Origin of the sequence: Mycobacterium ahvazicum (genome assembly GCF_900176255.2) — a bacterium.
Lineage (GTDB): Bacteria > Actinomycetota > Actinomycetes > Mycobacteriales > Mycobacteriaceae > Mycobacterium > Mycobacterium ahvazicum.
The window spans coordinates 1,014,421-1,027,552 of record NZ_FXEG02000003.1 but is presented as its reverse complement, the minus strand read 5'-3'; the positions used below and the strand labels follow the sequence as shown (position 1 = coordinate 1,027,552).

The 13,132-nt window shown below is 64.6% G+C and carries 14 protein-coding genes; 6 read left to right on the top strand and 8 right to left on the bottom strand.

The window, feature by feature from the left end:
• Positions 1-17: 17 nt before the first annotated feature.
• Entirely contained in the window at positions 18-1,115 is a 1,098-nt protein-coding gene (locus MAAFP003_RS17555) for an NAD(P)H-dependent amine dehydrogenase family protein (protein WP_096288912.1), read from the bottom strand.
• 333 nt (positions 1,116-1,448) lie between these two features.
• On the opposite strand from MAAFP003_RS17555, the gene MAAFP003_RS17550 reads away from it, so the two are divergent.
• Positions 1,449-2,423 (top strand): LLM class flavin-dependent oxidoreductase, encoded by a 975-nt coding sequence (locus MAAFP003_RS17550; RefSeq protein WP_096288910.1) that lies wholly within the window; start codon positions 1,449-1,451, stop codon positions 2,421-2,423.
• A gap of 11 nt (positions 2,424-2,434) precedes the next feature.
• On the opposite strand, the gene MAAFP003_RS17545 is transcribed toward MAAFP003_RS17550, so the two are convergent.
• On the bottom strand, positions 2,435-3,220 hold the full coding sequence (locus MAAFP003_RS17545; protein WP_423790907.1) for a spirocyclase AveC family protein: 786 nt from the start codon (positions 3,218-3,220) through the stop codon (positions 2,435-2,437).
• 218 nt (positions 3,221-3,438) lie between these two features.
• Here MAAFP003_RS17545 and MAAFP003_RS17540 point away from each other — a divergent pair, with 218 nt between their 5' ends.
• Positions 3,439-4,089, top strand: a complete 651-nt coding sequence (locus MAAFP003_RS17540) for a TetR/AcrR family transcriptional regulator (RefSeq protein ID WP_243394103.1) — start codon at positions 3,439-3,441, stop codon at positions 4,087-4,089.
• A gap of 15 nt (positions 4,090-4,104) precedes the next feature.
• Positions 4,105-5,307, top strand: coding sequence for a cytochrome P450 (locus tag MAAFP003_RS17535; RefSeq protein ID WP_096288906.1), 1,203 nt, complete (start codon positions 4,105-4,107; stop codon positions 5,305-5,307).
• Positions 5,308-5,377: 70 nt separating this feature from the next.
• Here MAAFP003_RS17535 and MAAFP003_RS17530 read toward each other — a convergent pair whose 3' ends face one another.
• The 5 genes from MAAFP003_RS17530 to MAAFP003_RS17510 form a co-directional block, all read right to left on the bottom strand.
• Positions 5,378-6,364 (bottom strand): alpha/beta fold hydrolase, encoded by a 987-nt coding sequence (locus MAAFP003_RS17530; protein WP_096288904.1) that lies wholly within the window; start codon positions 6,362-6,364, stop codon positions 5,378-5,380.
• A gap of 59 nt (positions 6,365-6,423) precedes the next feature.
• Positions 6,424-6,942: a lipoprotein LpqH gene (locus tag MAAFP003_RS17525; protein ID WP_096288902.1), complete on the bottom strand. Its 519-nt coding sequence runs from the start codon at positions 6,940-6,942 to the stop codon at positions 6,424-6,426.
• A 98-nt stretch (positions 6,943-7,040) separates the two neighbouring features.
• A complete protein-coding gene (locus tag MAAFP003_RS17520) occupies positions 7,041-7,766 on the bottom strand; it encodes a hypothetical protein (protein ID WP_096288900.1) in 726 nt (241 codons plus the stop codon).
• The gene (locus MAAFP003_RS17515) at positions 7,763-8,641 is read right to left on the bottom strand and encodes an LLM class F420-dependent oxidoreductase (RefSeq protein ID WP_096288898.1); all 879 of its coding nucleotides are present in this window, start codon (positions 8,639-8,641) and stop codon (positions 7,763-7,765) included. The genes MAAFP003_RS17520 and MAAFP003_RS17515 overlap by 4 nt, the downstream gene beginning before the upstream one ends.
• On the bottom strand, positions 8,638-9,420 hold the full coding sequence (locus MAAFP003_RS17510; protein WP_096288896.1) for an SDR family NAD(P)-dependent oxidoreductase: 783 nt from the start codon (positions 9,418-9,420) through the stop codon (positions 8,638-8,640). Before MAAFP003_RS17510 ends, MAAFP003_RS17515 begins: the two co-directional genes overlap by 4 nt.
• Before the next feature lie 114 nt (positions 9,421-9,534).
• On the opposite strand from MAAFP003_RS17510, the gene MAAFP003_RS17505 reads away from it, so the two are divergent.
• Together MAAFP003_RS17505 and MAAFP003_RS17500 are read left to right on the top strand one after the other, a co-directional pair.
• On the top strand, positions 9,535-10,122 hold the full coding sequence (locus MAAFP003_RS17505; RefSeq protein WP_243394101.1) for a TetR/AcrR family transcriptional regulator: 588 nt from the start codon (positions 9,535-9,537) through the stop codon (positions 10,120-10,122).
• A gap of 8 nt (positions 10,123-10,130) precedes the next feature.
• The gene (locus MAAFP003_RS17500) at positions 10,131-11,396 is read left to right on the top strand and encodes a cytochrome P450 (RefSeq protein ID WP_096288894.1); all 1,266 of its coding nucleotides are present in this window, start codon (positions 10,131-10,133) and stop codon (positions 11,394-11,396) included.
• Here the strand turns inward: MAAFP003_RS17500 and MAAFP003_RS17495 are convergent.
• Positions 11,337-12,176 carry an alpha/beta hydrolase gene (locus MAAFP003_RS17495; RefSeq protein WP_096288892.1) on the bottom strand — a complete coding sequence of 280 codons (840 nt, stop codon included), beginning with the start codon at positions 12,174-12,176 and terminating at the stop codon, positions 11,337-11,339. The genes MAAFP003_RS17500 and MAAFP003_RS17495 overlap by 60 nt on opposite strands.
• A gap of 103 nt (positions 12,177-12,279) precedes the next feature.
• On the opposite strand from MAAFP003_RS17495, the gene MAAFP003_RS17490 reads away from it, so the two are divergent.
• On the top strand, positions 12,280-13,131 hold the full coding sequence (locus MAAFP003_RS17490; RefSeq protein WP_243394099.1) for a 5'-methylthioadenosine/S-adenosylhomocysteine nucleosidase family protein: 852 nt from the start codon (positions 12,280-12,282) through the stop codon (positions 13,129-13,131).
• Position 13,132: the final 1 nt, after the last annotated feature.

Sequence of the window (13,132 nt, the reverse complement as noted above, 5' to 3'; positions counted from 1 at the left end):
GGGTGCCGCGCGCCGGCTCAGCCGGTCACAAACGCGCCCTTGGGGATCGTCAACGGCAAGTCGATTGAACTCAACAATCCGGGCTCGGCGGCGACGACATAGGGCACGGCGTTGACGACGCGCATGGCGGTGGCGACCATGGCGCCCGCGCCCGAGGTCATGCCCCCGATGCCGGCCTGCCGCGGATCCTTCAGCGTGGCCGCGAGCGTGCAGTCGATATCGGGATCACCACTGATCTGGACGCGGTAGGACAGGTCGCCGATGCCTTCCGGCCAGTCCGGGGCGACGTCGTGTGCCAGTCGCGTGACGTGCTCGATGATGATGGCTTCGCGGCCGTCGACGATCCCGGTGGCCCGCATACGCAGCGCGCCGCACGTACCCGCCTCGACGGTTCCCATCGCGACCTCCAGCGTCCGGTTGGTGACCGCGCGGTCGAAATGCTCACGGACTTCCTGGACTTCGACTCCCAGCGCGTCGGCGATCAACCGGATCTGCCCCTGCCATTCGCCTGCGATCGCGCCCGGGAAGCCGATCCACGGCTGGTAGTCGAGCGGCCGTCCGAAGCCCAACGCGTCGCTCATGATGTCGGGCACGCCGTAGTCGTCGTACAGGCCGATCTCCCACGCGTGAATCTTGTCGATGGACGACGACTGCGTGGACAACACCAACGGCAGATAGTCGGCGGCGAAGCCCGGCTCGATCCCCGAGGCGTAGAGCGACGCCTGGCCCTGCTTGGCCGCGGCGACCAACTGGTCGCGCCACTCGGCAGGTTCGTACGCGTGTGGATTGACCAGGCGCGTCGTGCTCGTCGTGACCACGTTGATTCCGGCCTCGAGCAGCCGGACGTAGTCGGGGATGGCCAGGGCGTCGCGTTCCGGGCCGCTGGCCGCGTAGATCACGCAATCCGGCTTGGACGCGATCAGCGCATCGGCGTCAGTGGTGGCCCTCAGGCCGATCGGCTCACCGTTGGCGAGTTCGCCGGCGTCCTTGCCGTCTTTCTCCGGGGAGTGCACCCACACCCCGACCAATTCCAGGTTGGGGCGCCGATCGATCGCGCGGATGGCGATCGAACCGATTCCGCCCGTTGCCCAAACCACTACCCGCTGAGCCGTCATCTCGTTCCTCCTCAGTTGCGTGCGCGATGAAAGCCGAGGCGGCCGTTGCCCTTACGCCGGCAGTTACCCAACGTTCGAACGGAAGCTAACAGCCGCGAGCCAGCACGGTCAAGGGTTTAAGAGAGTAAGTACTATCCTAAAGAACAAATCTTAGGTTAATGTGCGCATGGGCTGAGAATCCGGACCAGGCGGGCAGCGAGAGTGAATCCGACGACGCTGCGACGGCGTGTCGCGTCGCAGGATTCACACTCGGCGCCGACCACGCTGCCGCTTTACGCCTTCGGCTGAACGTGTAACGTGCATCACAACGTTTAGGCCAGCTAGGAGTTAGCCGTGTACACACTGCGCTTCGACATGCGCGACCCCGAGTGGGCCGCGCCCCCAGCGGATCTCTATGCCGCGGCGCCCGAGATGTGCGCGTGGGCCGAGGATCACGGCGGTCTGGCCGCCGTTCTCTGCGAGCACCACGGCTCCGATGACGGCTACCTGCCGTCCCCGTTCTTGCTGGCCTCAGCGGTGGCCGCGCGAACGCAACGGCTGGCGCTGAGCCTGATCCTTATCCTGCCGTTTTATGAAACCGTGCGCCTGGCCGAGGACATGGCGGTGCTCGACATCATCAGCAACGGGCGCGCGTCGTACATCCTGGCGCTGGGTTACCGGCCCGAAGAGTTCGAGCACTTCGGCGTGCCGATCAAGAAGCGCGGCCGCGTCTGCGACGAGAAACTGTCGCTGTTACGGCGACTGCTGGCCGGTGAAACGGTCGAGGAGGACGGACGGCGCATCACGGTGACGCCGCGGCCACTGACCGCCGGCGGGCCGGGATTGATGTGGGGCGGTGGAACGGTGGCCGCGGCCCGTCGTGCCGGTCGATACGGGCTGGGCATGCTCGGCAATGCAAACGAGCCCGGCATGCAGGAGGCCTACGAGCAGGCCTGCCGTGAGCACGGCCATCAGCCCGGTCCGACGATGTTTCCCGACCGCAACACCCCGTCGGTCGTCTTCGTCGCCGACGATCTGGACCGGGCGTGGAAGGAGATCGGGGAGCATCTGCTGCACGACGTGCAGACCTATGCGGCGTGGAATCCCGGGGACGAGACGACGGCGGGTTTCTCGCACGTGAAGACGGTCGACGAGCTGCGCGCCAATCCCACGTCGCACATCATTATCTCTGTGCCGGAAGCAATTTCGCGGGTCCGTGCCGGTCAGGTGCTCAACTTGTCGCCGTTGTGCGGCGGGCTGTCGCCCGACATCGCGTGGCGGTATCTCAAACGGGTGGGCGAAGAGGTGCTGCCCGAGGCGCTGGGCTGACGGCTACCCGCTCACTGGGGTTGGTTCGGTACCCCCGGGTACAGCTGCTCGGTCGGGCCCGCGGTCACATAGCCGCCCAGCTTCGTAATGAGATGCGGCGCAAAGACCGCGCCGTACACCAGGTGTCCGACGACGATGACGGCCACGACGGACAGCGCCGCGGACTGCCCCCGGCTCTTGGATCTTGCGTCGGCCCACATATCGATGACGTTGCGTCCTTGTTCATCGGTGCGGCCGAGCAAATAGGTGAAGACCATCATCTGGATGCCCATCGCGAGCGAGTCGTACAGCGGGTACTGGTGCTTGGCCCCCTCGAAGATCGCCAGGCCGGGGATCACGTAGCCGTAGTAGAAATTTCCGAGCTGGGCTCCGGTGAACCCGTTGAAAAACAGTGCCCAGCAGAACCCGACGACGAGGCCGACCACCAGAAGAGTAATAGGCTTGCGCCAGTTGAACTTTGCGCTCAGCTGGCGTCCCAGGGCCGCCGCGGTGACGGCGGGCATGATGAAGTAGGAGACGTAGCCGATCGGCACCGCCAACGGCAACCCGCCCCACGTCACGTTCAGCGGCCACCAGGACGGCATGCGGGGCAGCCCCGGCGGGAATTGTGCGTACATCGCCCAGTCGTAGGGTGACTCGATCCACGAGAACGAGATCGCCGAAATGCCCAGCAACAACAGCGGATGGATGCGGCGGCGACGGTAGCTCAAATAGCTGCCGATCACCAGGAAGGTGATGCTCGCCGCGTAGGAAAAGTACTGAGCCCCGGCCATCACCGGCGTCATCCCGGTGTTCACTGGCGGCCCTTTTCGCCGGGCGCGCGCCGGGCCTCGGGATCGAAGCGGAGTACCAGCCCGAAAATCAGGATGATCAGGCCGAACAGCGTGCCTAGCATGATGACAGCGCCCATGGTGTCACCCTTTCGATGATGCGCCTTTTTAAGGTAGTGGATACTATCTTATCGGGATAGTGGATACTATCCCCACGGCGGTGGGTTATGGAGGAGTGGACATCGGTGCCCCAGCGAGCGACTAAGCGGTCGATACCGGCAACGGTGGTGCGTCGGCCCCGCGGAGAGCCGCGCAGGCTGCTGCTCGACGCCGCCCGGGCACTGTTCGCCGGCCAGGACTATCGCAGCACCACCACGCGTGAGATCGCTCAGGCCGCCGGTGTCACTGAGCACCTGCTGTTCCGCAATTTCGGCTCGAAGGCGGCGCTGTTCCGCGAGGCACTCGTCGTGCCCTTCGTCAGCTTCGTCGACGAATTCGGCAAGACCTGGCAGTCGGTGGTCCCCGAGGAGACCGACGAGCAGGAGCTGACTCGGCTTTTCGTATCGCAGCTCTACGACGTGTTCGTCGAACACCAGGGTCTGCTGCTGACGCTGATGGCGGCCGAAAATCTCAGCGACGAGGAAAAGACCGACGCCGGCATCGCCGAGATCCGCAGGGCGGTCACGGTGCTCGGCCAAATCAGCGTCGAGGGAATGCAATTGCGCGGGTTGCGGTCCGACCACCCCGACTTGCCGGCCCACTCCACGGTTTCGATGATCGCGGGGATGGCCGCACTGCGTTCGACCTACTTCGGGGACACGCCGCCCCCGCGGGAGGTGATCGTTGAAGAACTCGTCCAAGCGCTCTTGCACGGCTTCTTGCACCGCAACGACTGAGTTAGGGATCCGACTATGACAAGCGCCAATGCCGTCGAGTTGTATTACGACCCATTCGATGTCGAGATCGACTCGAACCCGTATCCGGTGTGGAAGCGCATGCGTGAAGAAGCGCCGCTGTACTACAACGAAAAATACAACTTCTACGCGCTGAGCCGATACGACGACGTCGTTCGCGAACTGCCGAACTGGGAGACGTACCGCTCCGGCCGGGGCACCACCGCCGATATCTTGTTCGCGAATATCGAAGTGCCACCGGGCATCCTGTTGTTCGAGGATCCTCCGCTGCACGATCTGCACCGCAAGCTGCTGTCCCGTGTCTTCACGCCCAGGCGGATGTTGGCCGTCGAGTCGATGGTGCGGGGATTCTGCATCCGCGAGTTGGACCCCCTGGTCGGCGGGAGCGGGTTCGATTTCATCGCGGACCTCGGCGCGATGATGCCGATGCGAACCATCGGCTATCTGTTGGGCATCCCCGAAGAGGATCAAGAGAAGATCCGCGACCGCAGCGTCGCCAACATCGAATTGTCCAAGGACAGTGACCCGGCTGCCGTGGATGCGAACGTCTTCGCGAATTCCATCGCGCTATTCGCCGAATACATCGAATGGCGGGCCAGTCATCCGTCCGACGACCTGATGACCGAACTGCTGCGCGCCGAGATCGACGAGCCGGACGGGACGCGCCGACCCCTGTCGCGGACCGAGGTGCTGGCCTACACCGCGATGATCGCCGGCGCCGGTAACGAAACCACTGCTCGCTTAATCGGTTTCATGGGACAGCTGTTGTCGGATCACCCTGATCAACGCCGTGAGCTCGCCGCGGACCCGGCACTGATCCCCGGCGCGATCGAGGAGACACTGCGCTACGAGCCGCCGTCGCCGGTGCAGGCCCGCTATGTCGCACGCGATGCCGAACATTATGGTCGCGTGGTTCCCGAGGGGTCGTTCATGCTGCTGCTGAACGCATCCGCCAACCGCGACGAAAACCATTTCACGGATCCGGATCGCTACGACATCCACCGCCGCGGAAGCCATCTCAGCTTCGGGCAGGGCCTGCATTTCTGTTTGGGCTCGGCACTGGCCAGGTTGGAAGCGCGGGTGGCCTTCGAAGAGGTCCTCAAACGCTGGCCGGATTGGGAAGTCGACTACGCGAACGCCCAACGGGCGCATACGGCGAGCGTGCGCGGCTGGGCACGCTTGCCCGTCGTTACCGGCTGATCAGCGCCGAATGTGCGGCTGGCAGCACACCCGAGCGCGAACATGCGGCTGGCCGCACAGTCGCGGCAGCCTACAGGCTTTGATCCACCAGCACGGCGCCGTCGGGCTGGTTCCCGAGGGTGTGCAGCGGAATGTCCTCGTCCTGGACCGTCATCAGGACAATCTGGGCCAATTGTCGTGCGGCGTCGCATTGCACGTAGTGGTCGGCACCCGGCACCACCCAATAGCGATTACGTCCGGGCTTGGCCTTGAGGTACGTCTGCCACACGTGGTTCGGGACGCGCAGCGGCGCGACGTTGTCGTGCAGTCCCCACACCACGGTGGTGTTCACGTCGCTGGTGGAAAGTGCTTCCAGCCAACTGGTTTCGTCAGCGGCACGCTCGTGCAGATATTGGATGGTGTCCGGCAGCACCCGGATTCCGTCGTTATGGGCAAAACACTTGGCCAGAGCGTCGATTTCGGGATCGGCCAATTTCCTTCTCGGCATGAAGGTGCTGGCCCCCATGCCGGCCGCCAGCGTCTCCGGTGTGGTCGCCGCCGCGGTGGCTCGCCCCGTTTCAGGATCCAGCAGCGCGGTCTGGAACAGTGTCAGGTTCGCCAGCGGGAGGTAGATGTTGGCGTTGGTCAAGATGAGGTCGAGAGGGGCCACCGGCGGGTCCAACGCCGCCAACATGCCCAGCGCGATCATGCCAACACTGCTGCCTCGATCATGGGTGAGCATGCGAAATTCGGTCAGCTGCCACACTTCGGTGATCGCGTGCACCAGCAGACGGGCATCGTCGTACAACGAATAGACGTACGGCTCCGGGGGTTTGTCCGACAATCCGTAACCCGGAAAATCCAACAGGTAGATATCGAAGTCGGAACTCAGCTCGTGCGCCAGCTCGAAGTAGTCGATGCTCGACGTCGGAAACCCATGAACGAGCACGAGTGGCGGTGCCCCAGCCGTGCCGCAGCGGCGACTGAACACCCCCACTTCCTGCCCGTCGTTGGCGGCCGTAGTCGAGCGCCAGCGAAGTTCGGTCCCGCCCTTTTGCCACTCCGCGAAGATGTCCAAGATGCCAGCATCTCAGAGGCGATCGTGGTTAGACAACCGATGTTTCGCGAATCGGGCGCTCACGGGCAAGTTAGGTGTATCCCGAATGTGATCTGTCGCATACCGGTTTGGCCTGGCATGGTCCCCTGACCATTGCCCGTGATCGTGTAATTCGGGCCGTCTTTGGCGACCATCACCTGGTTGACGGATTGGGTGGGTTGATAGGGCAGTTGGTACTCGCCGTTTCCGACTTTCAGCGAAATCGAAAAGCCGTCAACGCTGGGCGGCTTCTCGTCCGAGAGCGCGAAGGACAGCGACGCCGAATCGTCGTGGACGCTGATTCGCGTCGTCAGGTCGCCCGATTCCGGCGGCGTTGCATGCGGCGCCGAGGCCGAGCTGGTGCAGCTGACTTGGGAGGTGATCGTGTGGGTGTGCTGGTCCAGCATCAAGATTGTGTGCGACGGAGGCGGACTTGAGCTCGTCGGCGACGCGGGCTTGCTGCCGTTGTTCGAACAGCCCGGCAGGCCCACCGCCAACACGACCGCGCCGAGCCCGGCAACACCGCGGCCGATTCGCCGCCGGGCGTCCGGATTCTTCATCGCAAGTCCTCCTAGAGGTCTTTCTCCGAAGGCGCGCACCGCGCCGTGCCTACCGTAGCCGCGAAGCCGCTGTTCAGCGCGTGCCGGCCCCCAACGGGCTACGGCCAGGCTTCCCACTGGATCATTGTGCGCAGCGGGCCGGCGAAAACGGGACGCACCGCCCCGGTTCGCCAACGTTCTTCGACGAGCGGTGCGAGGGTCTTTGTGGTGCTCAGCGGATCCCCGTCGAGGTAAACGACGGTGATGTATTGGTGGTCGGCTCGCCATCCCCGGGGTAAATGGCTCCATCCGGTACTCGAACCGAATGTCCAGGCGCCCGCGGTGCCCGGGGTGGCGAGCAACGCCGGAAAGTGTTCGGCGTGCAGCCATTGCAGCCATTCGTTCGAACGGCCGTCGGTGGGCTCCTCGACGATGAACAGGACTCCGCGGTGCGGGCGGAACGGAACGACCTCAGCGGAAACGAGCGCCTGCGGCGCGCAGTGCCACTGCAGCAGCCGCAGTCCCGCGATTTGCAGTAACGGCCGTGCGACAGGGAAGCGACCGTTCTCGCGCAATTCACGGCCGAGCGCCACGAAGTCGTCGAATGTTTCTTCGACGGGGTCGCTGACCAGATAGTGCACGACGTTGCCGACCTCGCCCAGTGGTCCGGCCGCCGCGAGACGATGGTTGAGGTACTCGCCGTCTGCTATCCAGCGCAATCCGTACACGATGCCCGGGAGTTGATACTGCTCCGGCATGTGATCGAGCAGATGCCAACGCAGATAACCGCTTTCGTCGTCTGCCGGCGCGGTGAGGCTGAAAATGCCTGCCTTGACTCGGTTCATGCGACGCCGCCCGGGGGATGGAGTTCGGCGAGAGCGTGCAGGTTCTCCAGATAGTGCTGCACCGACGTATGGGTGAACCAGGTGGTGACGGTGGTGGCGCCGTGGGCGGCGGTGTCGGCGAGTATCTCGCGGGTGCGTTCAGGGTCGTTGATCGGGTCCAGCGGCGCCGGCGGCGGAAGCACTACCTCGAAGCCGGCCGGAAGTTCGAAGCGGCCCAGCCATTCTCGGCTCTGCTGCAACGTCACGTTGAAGGGAGACCACCCGTCGGCCAGGGTGACGGCGCGGCGCAGTGATCGCAACGTGCGTCCCCCGATCCAGATCGGGACATGGGCCTGAACCGCGCACGGGTCGACGACCATGCCGTCGAACGAATAGAACTCACCGTGGTAGGCGGGTTCTGAAACCGACAGGGACGCGCGCAGCGCTCGCAGCGCGTCGTCGCCGCGCGGTCCGCGGTCGTCGAAAGGGGCGCCGAGCAGGTCGAATTCCGCTTTGAGACTGCCAACGCCGACGCCGAGGATGAGCCGGCCATTGCTGAGCTTGTCCAACGTGCCATAGCGCTTGGCGATTTCGAGCGGGTGGTGGTAGGCGAGGACTAACACGTTGGTGGCCAACCGGATCCGCTGCGTGCGCGCGGCCAGGTAGCCCAGCGTCGCCAGCGGATCCCAGTACCGCATACCCCGGCGCTGACGTTCCACTGCCGGCAGCGCGATGTGCTCGCTACAGTTCAGGTGGTGATAGCCCAACCGGTCTGCGGTCTCGGCGATCTGAGCCAGGTCCTCGATCGAAGCATCCTGCTCCCAGGCCGCGCTGGCGCCGGGCACCGTGATCACGACCGGTGTGGATAACGACAGCTTCACGGATGGGGTGCTCATCCCTGCATGTACCCTCCGGCGTCGACGGGGATTGATTGCCCGGTGATGGTTCGGCTCTCGTCGCTGGCCAAGAACAACGCCAGGTTGGCCACATCGTCGGGTGACGAAATATCGCGCAGAGCGACGCCTTTGAGTGACTTCGCGCGCACGGCCTCGACCTCGAGGCCCTGCTCGTCGGCGGTGCGCTGTAACCAATTGCGATATAGATCCGTATCGATCGCGCCCGGCACGATGCAATTGCAGCGGATGCCGTGCGGACCGACTTCGAGGGCAACGGTCTTGGTGAAGGCACGCAGTGATGCCTTCGCGGTGACGTAATGGGTTTTGCGGACGATGCCGTTGTAGCCCGCGGTAGAGGAGAAATTCAGGATGACTCCGCTGCGACGTTGCAGCATCGACTGGTTGAGCACTTCGCGGGTGCACAGCATCGCCGCGGTGACATCGATGGCGATCGTGGCATTCCAGTTGTCGAGCGTCTGCTCCCAGATCCAGTGGTCTTTGCCCGGCGCGGCGGCGTTGTTGCACAGGATGTCGACGTGCCCGAACTCGTCGACCGCGCGCGCCACCATGGCGGCGACGTCGTCCTCGTCGGTGACGTCGGCCCGCATCGCGATCGCGCCGGACCCGGCCGCCGCCGCGGCCTCGCGGACCAGCTCCTCACGTCGCGCGGCGAGCAGTACCCGCGCGCCTTCGCGGACAAACACCGAACCGAGGACTGGGCCCAGGCCGGTGCTTGCCCCGGTGATAATCGCCACCTTGCCCGCTAACCGGCCCGTCATTGGGCAAATATTACATAGCGGATTCATTGGTTACGGCACCCCGATACCGGGTAAATTCGAACGGTGCTCGAATCGCTTTTTAACGACGATCGAAACTGATGGAGGAATGACGTAGTGGTAGCAACCGGCACTCCGGCCGCCGTGCCGTCGGGCGCACGCCGCGCCTACGGCGGTCTTGATCGCGATGAGGTGGTGGTCGCGCTGCGGGACTTGGCGAAGCGGGTGGGCGTGCAGCGTGTGACGATGCGCGAGCTGGCCGCTGAACTCGGCGCGGCCGTGCCCTCGGTGTACTACCACGTCCCCAGCAAGCAGACCGCGCTCGAGCTCGTTGCCGAGTCCGTACTCGCGGAAATCCCGGTCCCGGAAGGGGGACGATGGGACAAACGGCTGGTCGAGCTCTATTGTGCCGCCAGGGAGATGATTCTCGGAGTCCCCGGTGTCGCGAGCATCCTGCAGACCAGCGCCGGGAACGAGCCCGCCCGCCGTCTCGATCGACACAGCCGGGCCCTGCTCGCCGAGGCGGGCCTCACTAAACCCGCTGCGGCCGCGGCTCATACGGTCTTGTACACCTACCTGCTGGGCTCGATTGCCCTGGAAGAGACCCGCTCCGGCGACGCCACGCCCCGCGTCAAACGCCAGCTGGCCACCCATTTTCGCGCCGGACTGGATGTGATCGTCGCCGGAATCAAGGCGTCGTCCTAGGTGCCTTGATGAGCATTCCCAAGCCGAATGTGTTGGGGTCCCTGGTCGTCGAGAATCAGCAGACCGCTTACGATCGGGATGCCGCGGCGGTGCTCGATCCCGACACCTTCGTCGCCGGCGCCCCATTCGACGCGTTGGCCCGGTTACGGGCCGGCTCACCGGTGCACCCGGTGCAGTTACCGGGCCTGCCCAGGGCGTGGCTGCTCACCAAGCACGCCGATGTGCGACTCGTCAGCCGCGACACCGATACCTTCACCAGCAGCAAGGGCAACACCCTTGTGGAGGTCGAGGCGGCACCCGACTCGGCGCTGCTGCCCGGCATCGACCCACCACGTCACGTGCTGTACCGCAAGTTGATCAACCAGGGCTTCACCGTCCGCAATGTGCAGCGCCTGGAACCACGCATGCGTAAGGTCGCCCAAGACATCGTCGCCGATATCACCGCCAAGGGTGAATTCGACGCCGTTACAGACATTTCCGCGGAAATGTCGCTACAGGTGATTGCCGATGTGCTCGGGGTACCCGCCGCAGACCGGATGGAGGTTTTCCGTTGGAGCAATGCCATCGGAAGCCTTGGCATCGAAGATCCCGACTACGCTCCGACTCCGCAAGCCCTTGGGCAGGCTGCAGCCGAAATGTTTTCCTACTGCGGCGAACTGGTGGCCCACCGGCGCAAATACGGGCTCACCGAGGACATCTTGTCGGCGCTGCTGGCCGCGGAGGTCGACGGCGAAAAGCTGAACCGCGACCAGCTGAACGAGTTCTTCCTGCTGCTCGCGATCGCCGGCAACGAAACCACCCGCAATACCCTGAGCCACGGGGTGTTGGCGCTCTCAGAGCACCCGGAGCAGCAGGCCCTGCTTGCCCGTGATCGCGAGGCGGTCAAGCCTGCCGTGGAGGAACTGCTGCGCTGGGCCTCACCGGTCATGCATTTTCGTCGTACCGTCACCCGTGACGTCGAAATCCGTGGCTGGCACATTCCCGCCGGCGATTGGGTATTGCTGCATTACCTGTCGGCCAATCGCGACGAGGAGGTGTTCGATCGGGCGGGCGAATTCGACGTCACTCGCCCGGACGCCGGTCACGCCGCGTTCGGTGGCGGGGGAGTGCACTTCTGCCTCGGCGCTCAGCTCGCCCGGCTGGAACTGCGCGTCATGCTCGAAGAGTTGTACCCAAATGTGCCGGGCCTGACGGTCACTGGGCCCCCCGACCGATTACGCTCGTCGTTCTTCCACGGCATCAAGCGCCTGCCGTGCAGTACGCGGGGCGGTTAGGCCTTCCAGCCACGCGTGAATTCGTGCGGCCACCAGGGCCCATTCGGGCTCGACCATCATGTTGTGGCCCATGTTGGCAAAGATCTCTGCTGTGGTGCCGTAGGCCCGTGCGGTCTGATGCACTTCGCGCGGGGTGAAACACCCGTCGTCTTCGGCGCCCAGGACCAACACCGCAGTGTTGACCCGCTCAGGTTTGGGCAGGTCGAGGAACAACATATCGAGGAACCATCTGCCCGCATATTCTTCGCCCAGCGGTGCGGTGTAGCGCACCACGTCGGCTTCCGGGGTGTATCGCGAATAGAACTGCTCGCGGGCTAATTTCGGTGTGCCACCTACGCCGTGTAATGACTTGGTGGTCAACAGAGTTCGTGCGGTATGCCACGGATGCCGCCTGCCGAGGCGCAGCATGAATCCGGTGACCCCGCTGGGCGGTGCGGAGGCGAGCAACACGGCGGCTGGAGCGTCGTGTGACTCCAGGTACTTCTGGACCACGAACCCACCCATCGAGTGGCCGACCACGATCGGCGGGGTCGGCAAGTCGTTGGCAACGGACGCGACATCGTCGACGTAATCAGCGATCGAACAGAGTAGATTCCGCTTCGGCTCAGCGCTCTTGCCGTGGCTGCGAAGGCTTACCGCGAGCGACCGATAGCCCTGTTCGGCGAAGAAGTCCAAGAAGTACTCGTCCCAATACCACGCGCCGTGCCAGGCGCCGTGGACGAAGAGCACCGGCGGTTTCCCGGAATCGCGGCCCGGTCCCTTTTCAATCACCTCAAGCATGGGCAGACTCCTTTGTCGCGCCCTGAGACTAGCTTCTGGCCGCCCGTGACGAGCGGAAAAGGCGATAATGGTGGGTGCCGCCGAACCTGAGGAGTGCCCCGACGTGACGGTGGATTCATCCGAACAGCGCACGCTGGTCTTGACGGCCTTTCCCGTCGAGGCAGATGAGGTGCTGTCGCACACCACACTCGACCTCGACCCCGTGGTCGTGGCCGACCGTCGACACTTCTATCTCGGCTCGATCCGCGGCAGGAAAGTCATCGTGGCGATGACCGGCATTGGCATGGTCAACGCAACCGAGGCCACCGATACCGCGTTGACCTACTTCTCCAGCATCGTTGGCGCGGTGGTGTTTTCGGGCGTGGCCGGTGGTGCCGGGCGGACCTCCATTGCCGATGTGGCCGTGCCGGCGCGCTGGACATTGGACAGCGGCAAGACATTTCATCCGGTCGATGCCGACATGCTGGCTGCTGCCGAGACCCTTTCCGTCACACTGGAAAGCGCCAAACGGATGCGTCATGAGCCGCGGCTGCTGGTCGGCGGTGACGGCTGCAGCTACGACAACAACAACGGGCGGGCCTTCCCGGGTGTCCCGCTCGGTGGCGGGGTGTTCGGCTGCCAACCGCGAACGGCGCCAGATCACTCGTTCTTCCACACCGGCAACTTCTTTCGGGCCGCGTGGCCATGGCTGCGGCATGGCCTGATCAGCAACGCGAAGATCGTTTCGGCGGCGGATCCGGCCTTCGATGCCACCGACAGTGAGACCGCGGCGGCGCAGGCCGTCGCGGACGCGCATGGCGTGCCGTTCCTGGGGATCCGTGGAATGTCGGACGGACCGGGCGATCCACTTCGGTTGCCGGGTTTCCCGTTTCAGTTCTTCGTCTACAAGCGGGTTGCCGCGGTCAACGCCGCGCGCGTGACGGCAGCGTTTCTGCGGCGCTGGCCGGGCGCCTGAT

Bases quoted from the DNA above. Each gene is read 5' to 3' on its own strand.
- MAAFP003_RS17555 (WP_096288912.1), bottom strand. From the start codon at position 1,115: ATGACGGCTCAGCGGGTAGTGGTTTGGGCAACGGGCGGAATCGGTTCG.
- MAAFP003_RS17535 (WP_096288906.1), top strand. From the start codon at position 4,105: ATGACAAGCGCCAATGCCGTCGAGTTGTATTACGACCCATTCGATGTC.
- MAAFP003_RS17525 (WP_096288902.1), bottom strand. From the start codon at position 6,942: ATGAAGAATCCGGACGCCCGGCGGCGAATCGGCCGCGGTGTTGCCGGG.
- MAAFP003_RS17520 (WP_096288900.1), bottom strand. From the start codon at position 7,766: ATGAACCGAGTCAAGGCAGGCATTTTCAGCCTCACCGCGCCGGCAGAC.
- MAAFP003_RS17515 (WP_096288898.1), bottom strand. From the start codon at position 8,641: ATGAGCACCCCATCCGTGAAGCTGTCGTTATCCACACCGGTCGTGATC.
- MAAFP003_RS17510 (WP_096288896.1), bottom strand. From the start codon at position 9,420: ATGACGGGCCGGTTAGCGGGCAAGGTGGCGATTATCACCGGGGCAAGC.
- MAAFP003_RS17500 (WP_096288894.1), top strand. From the start codon at position 10,131: ATGAGCATTCCCAAGCCGAATGTGTTGGGGTCCCTGGTCGTCGAGAAT.
- MAAFP003_RS17495 (WP_096288892.1), bottom strand. From the start codon at position 12,176: ATGCTTGAGGTGATTGAAAAGGGACCGGGCCGCGATTCCGGGAAACCG.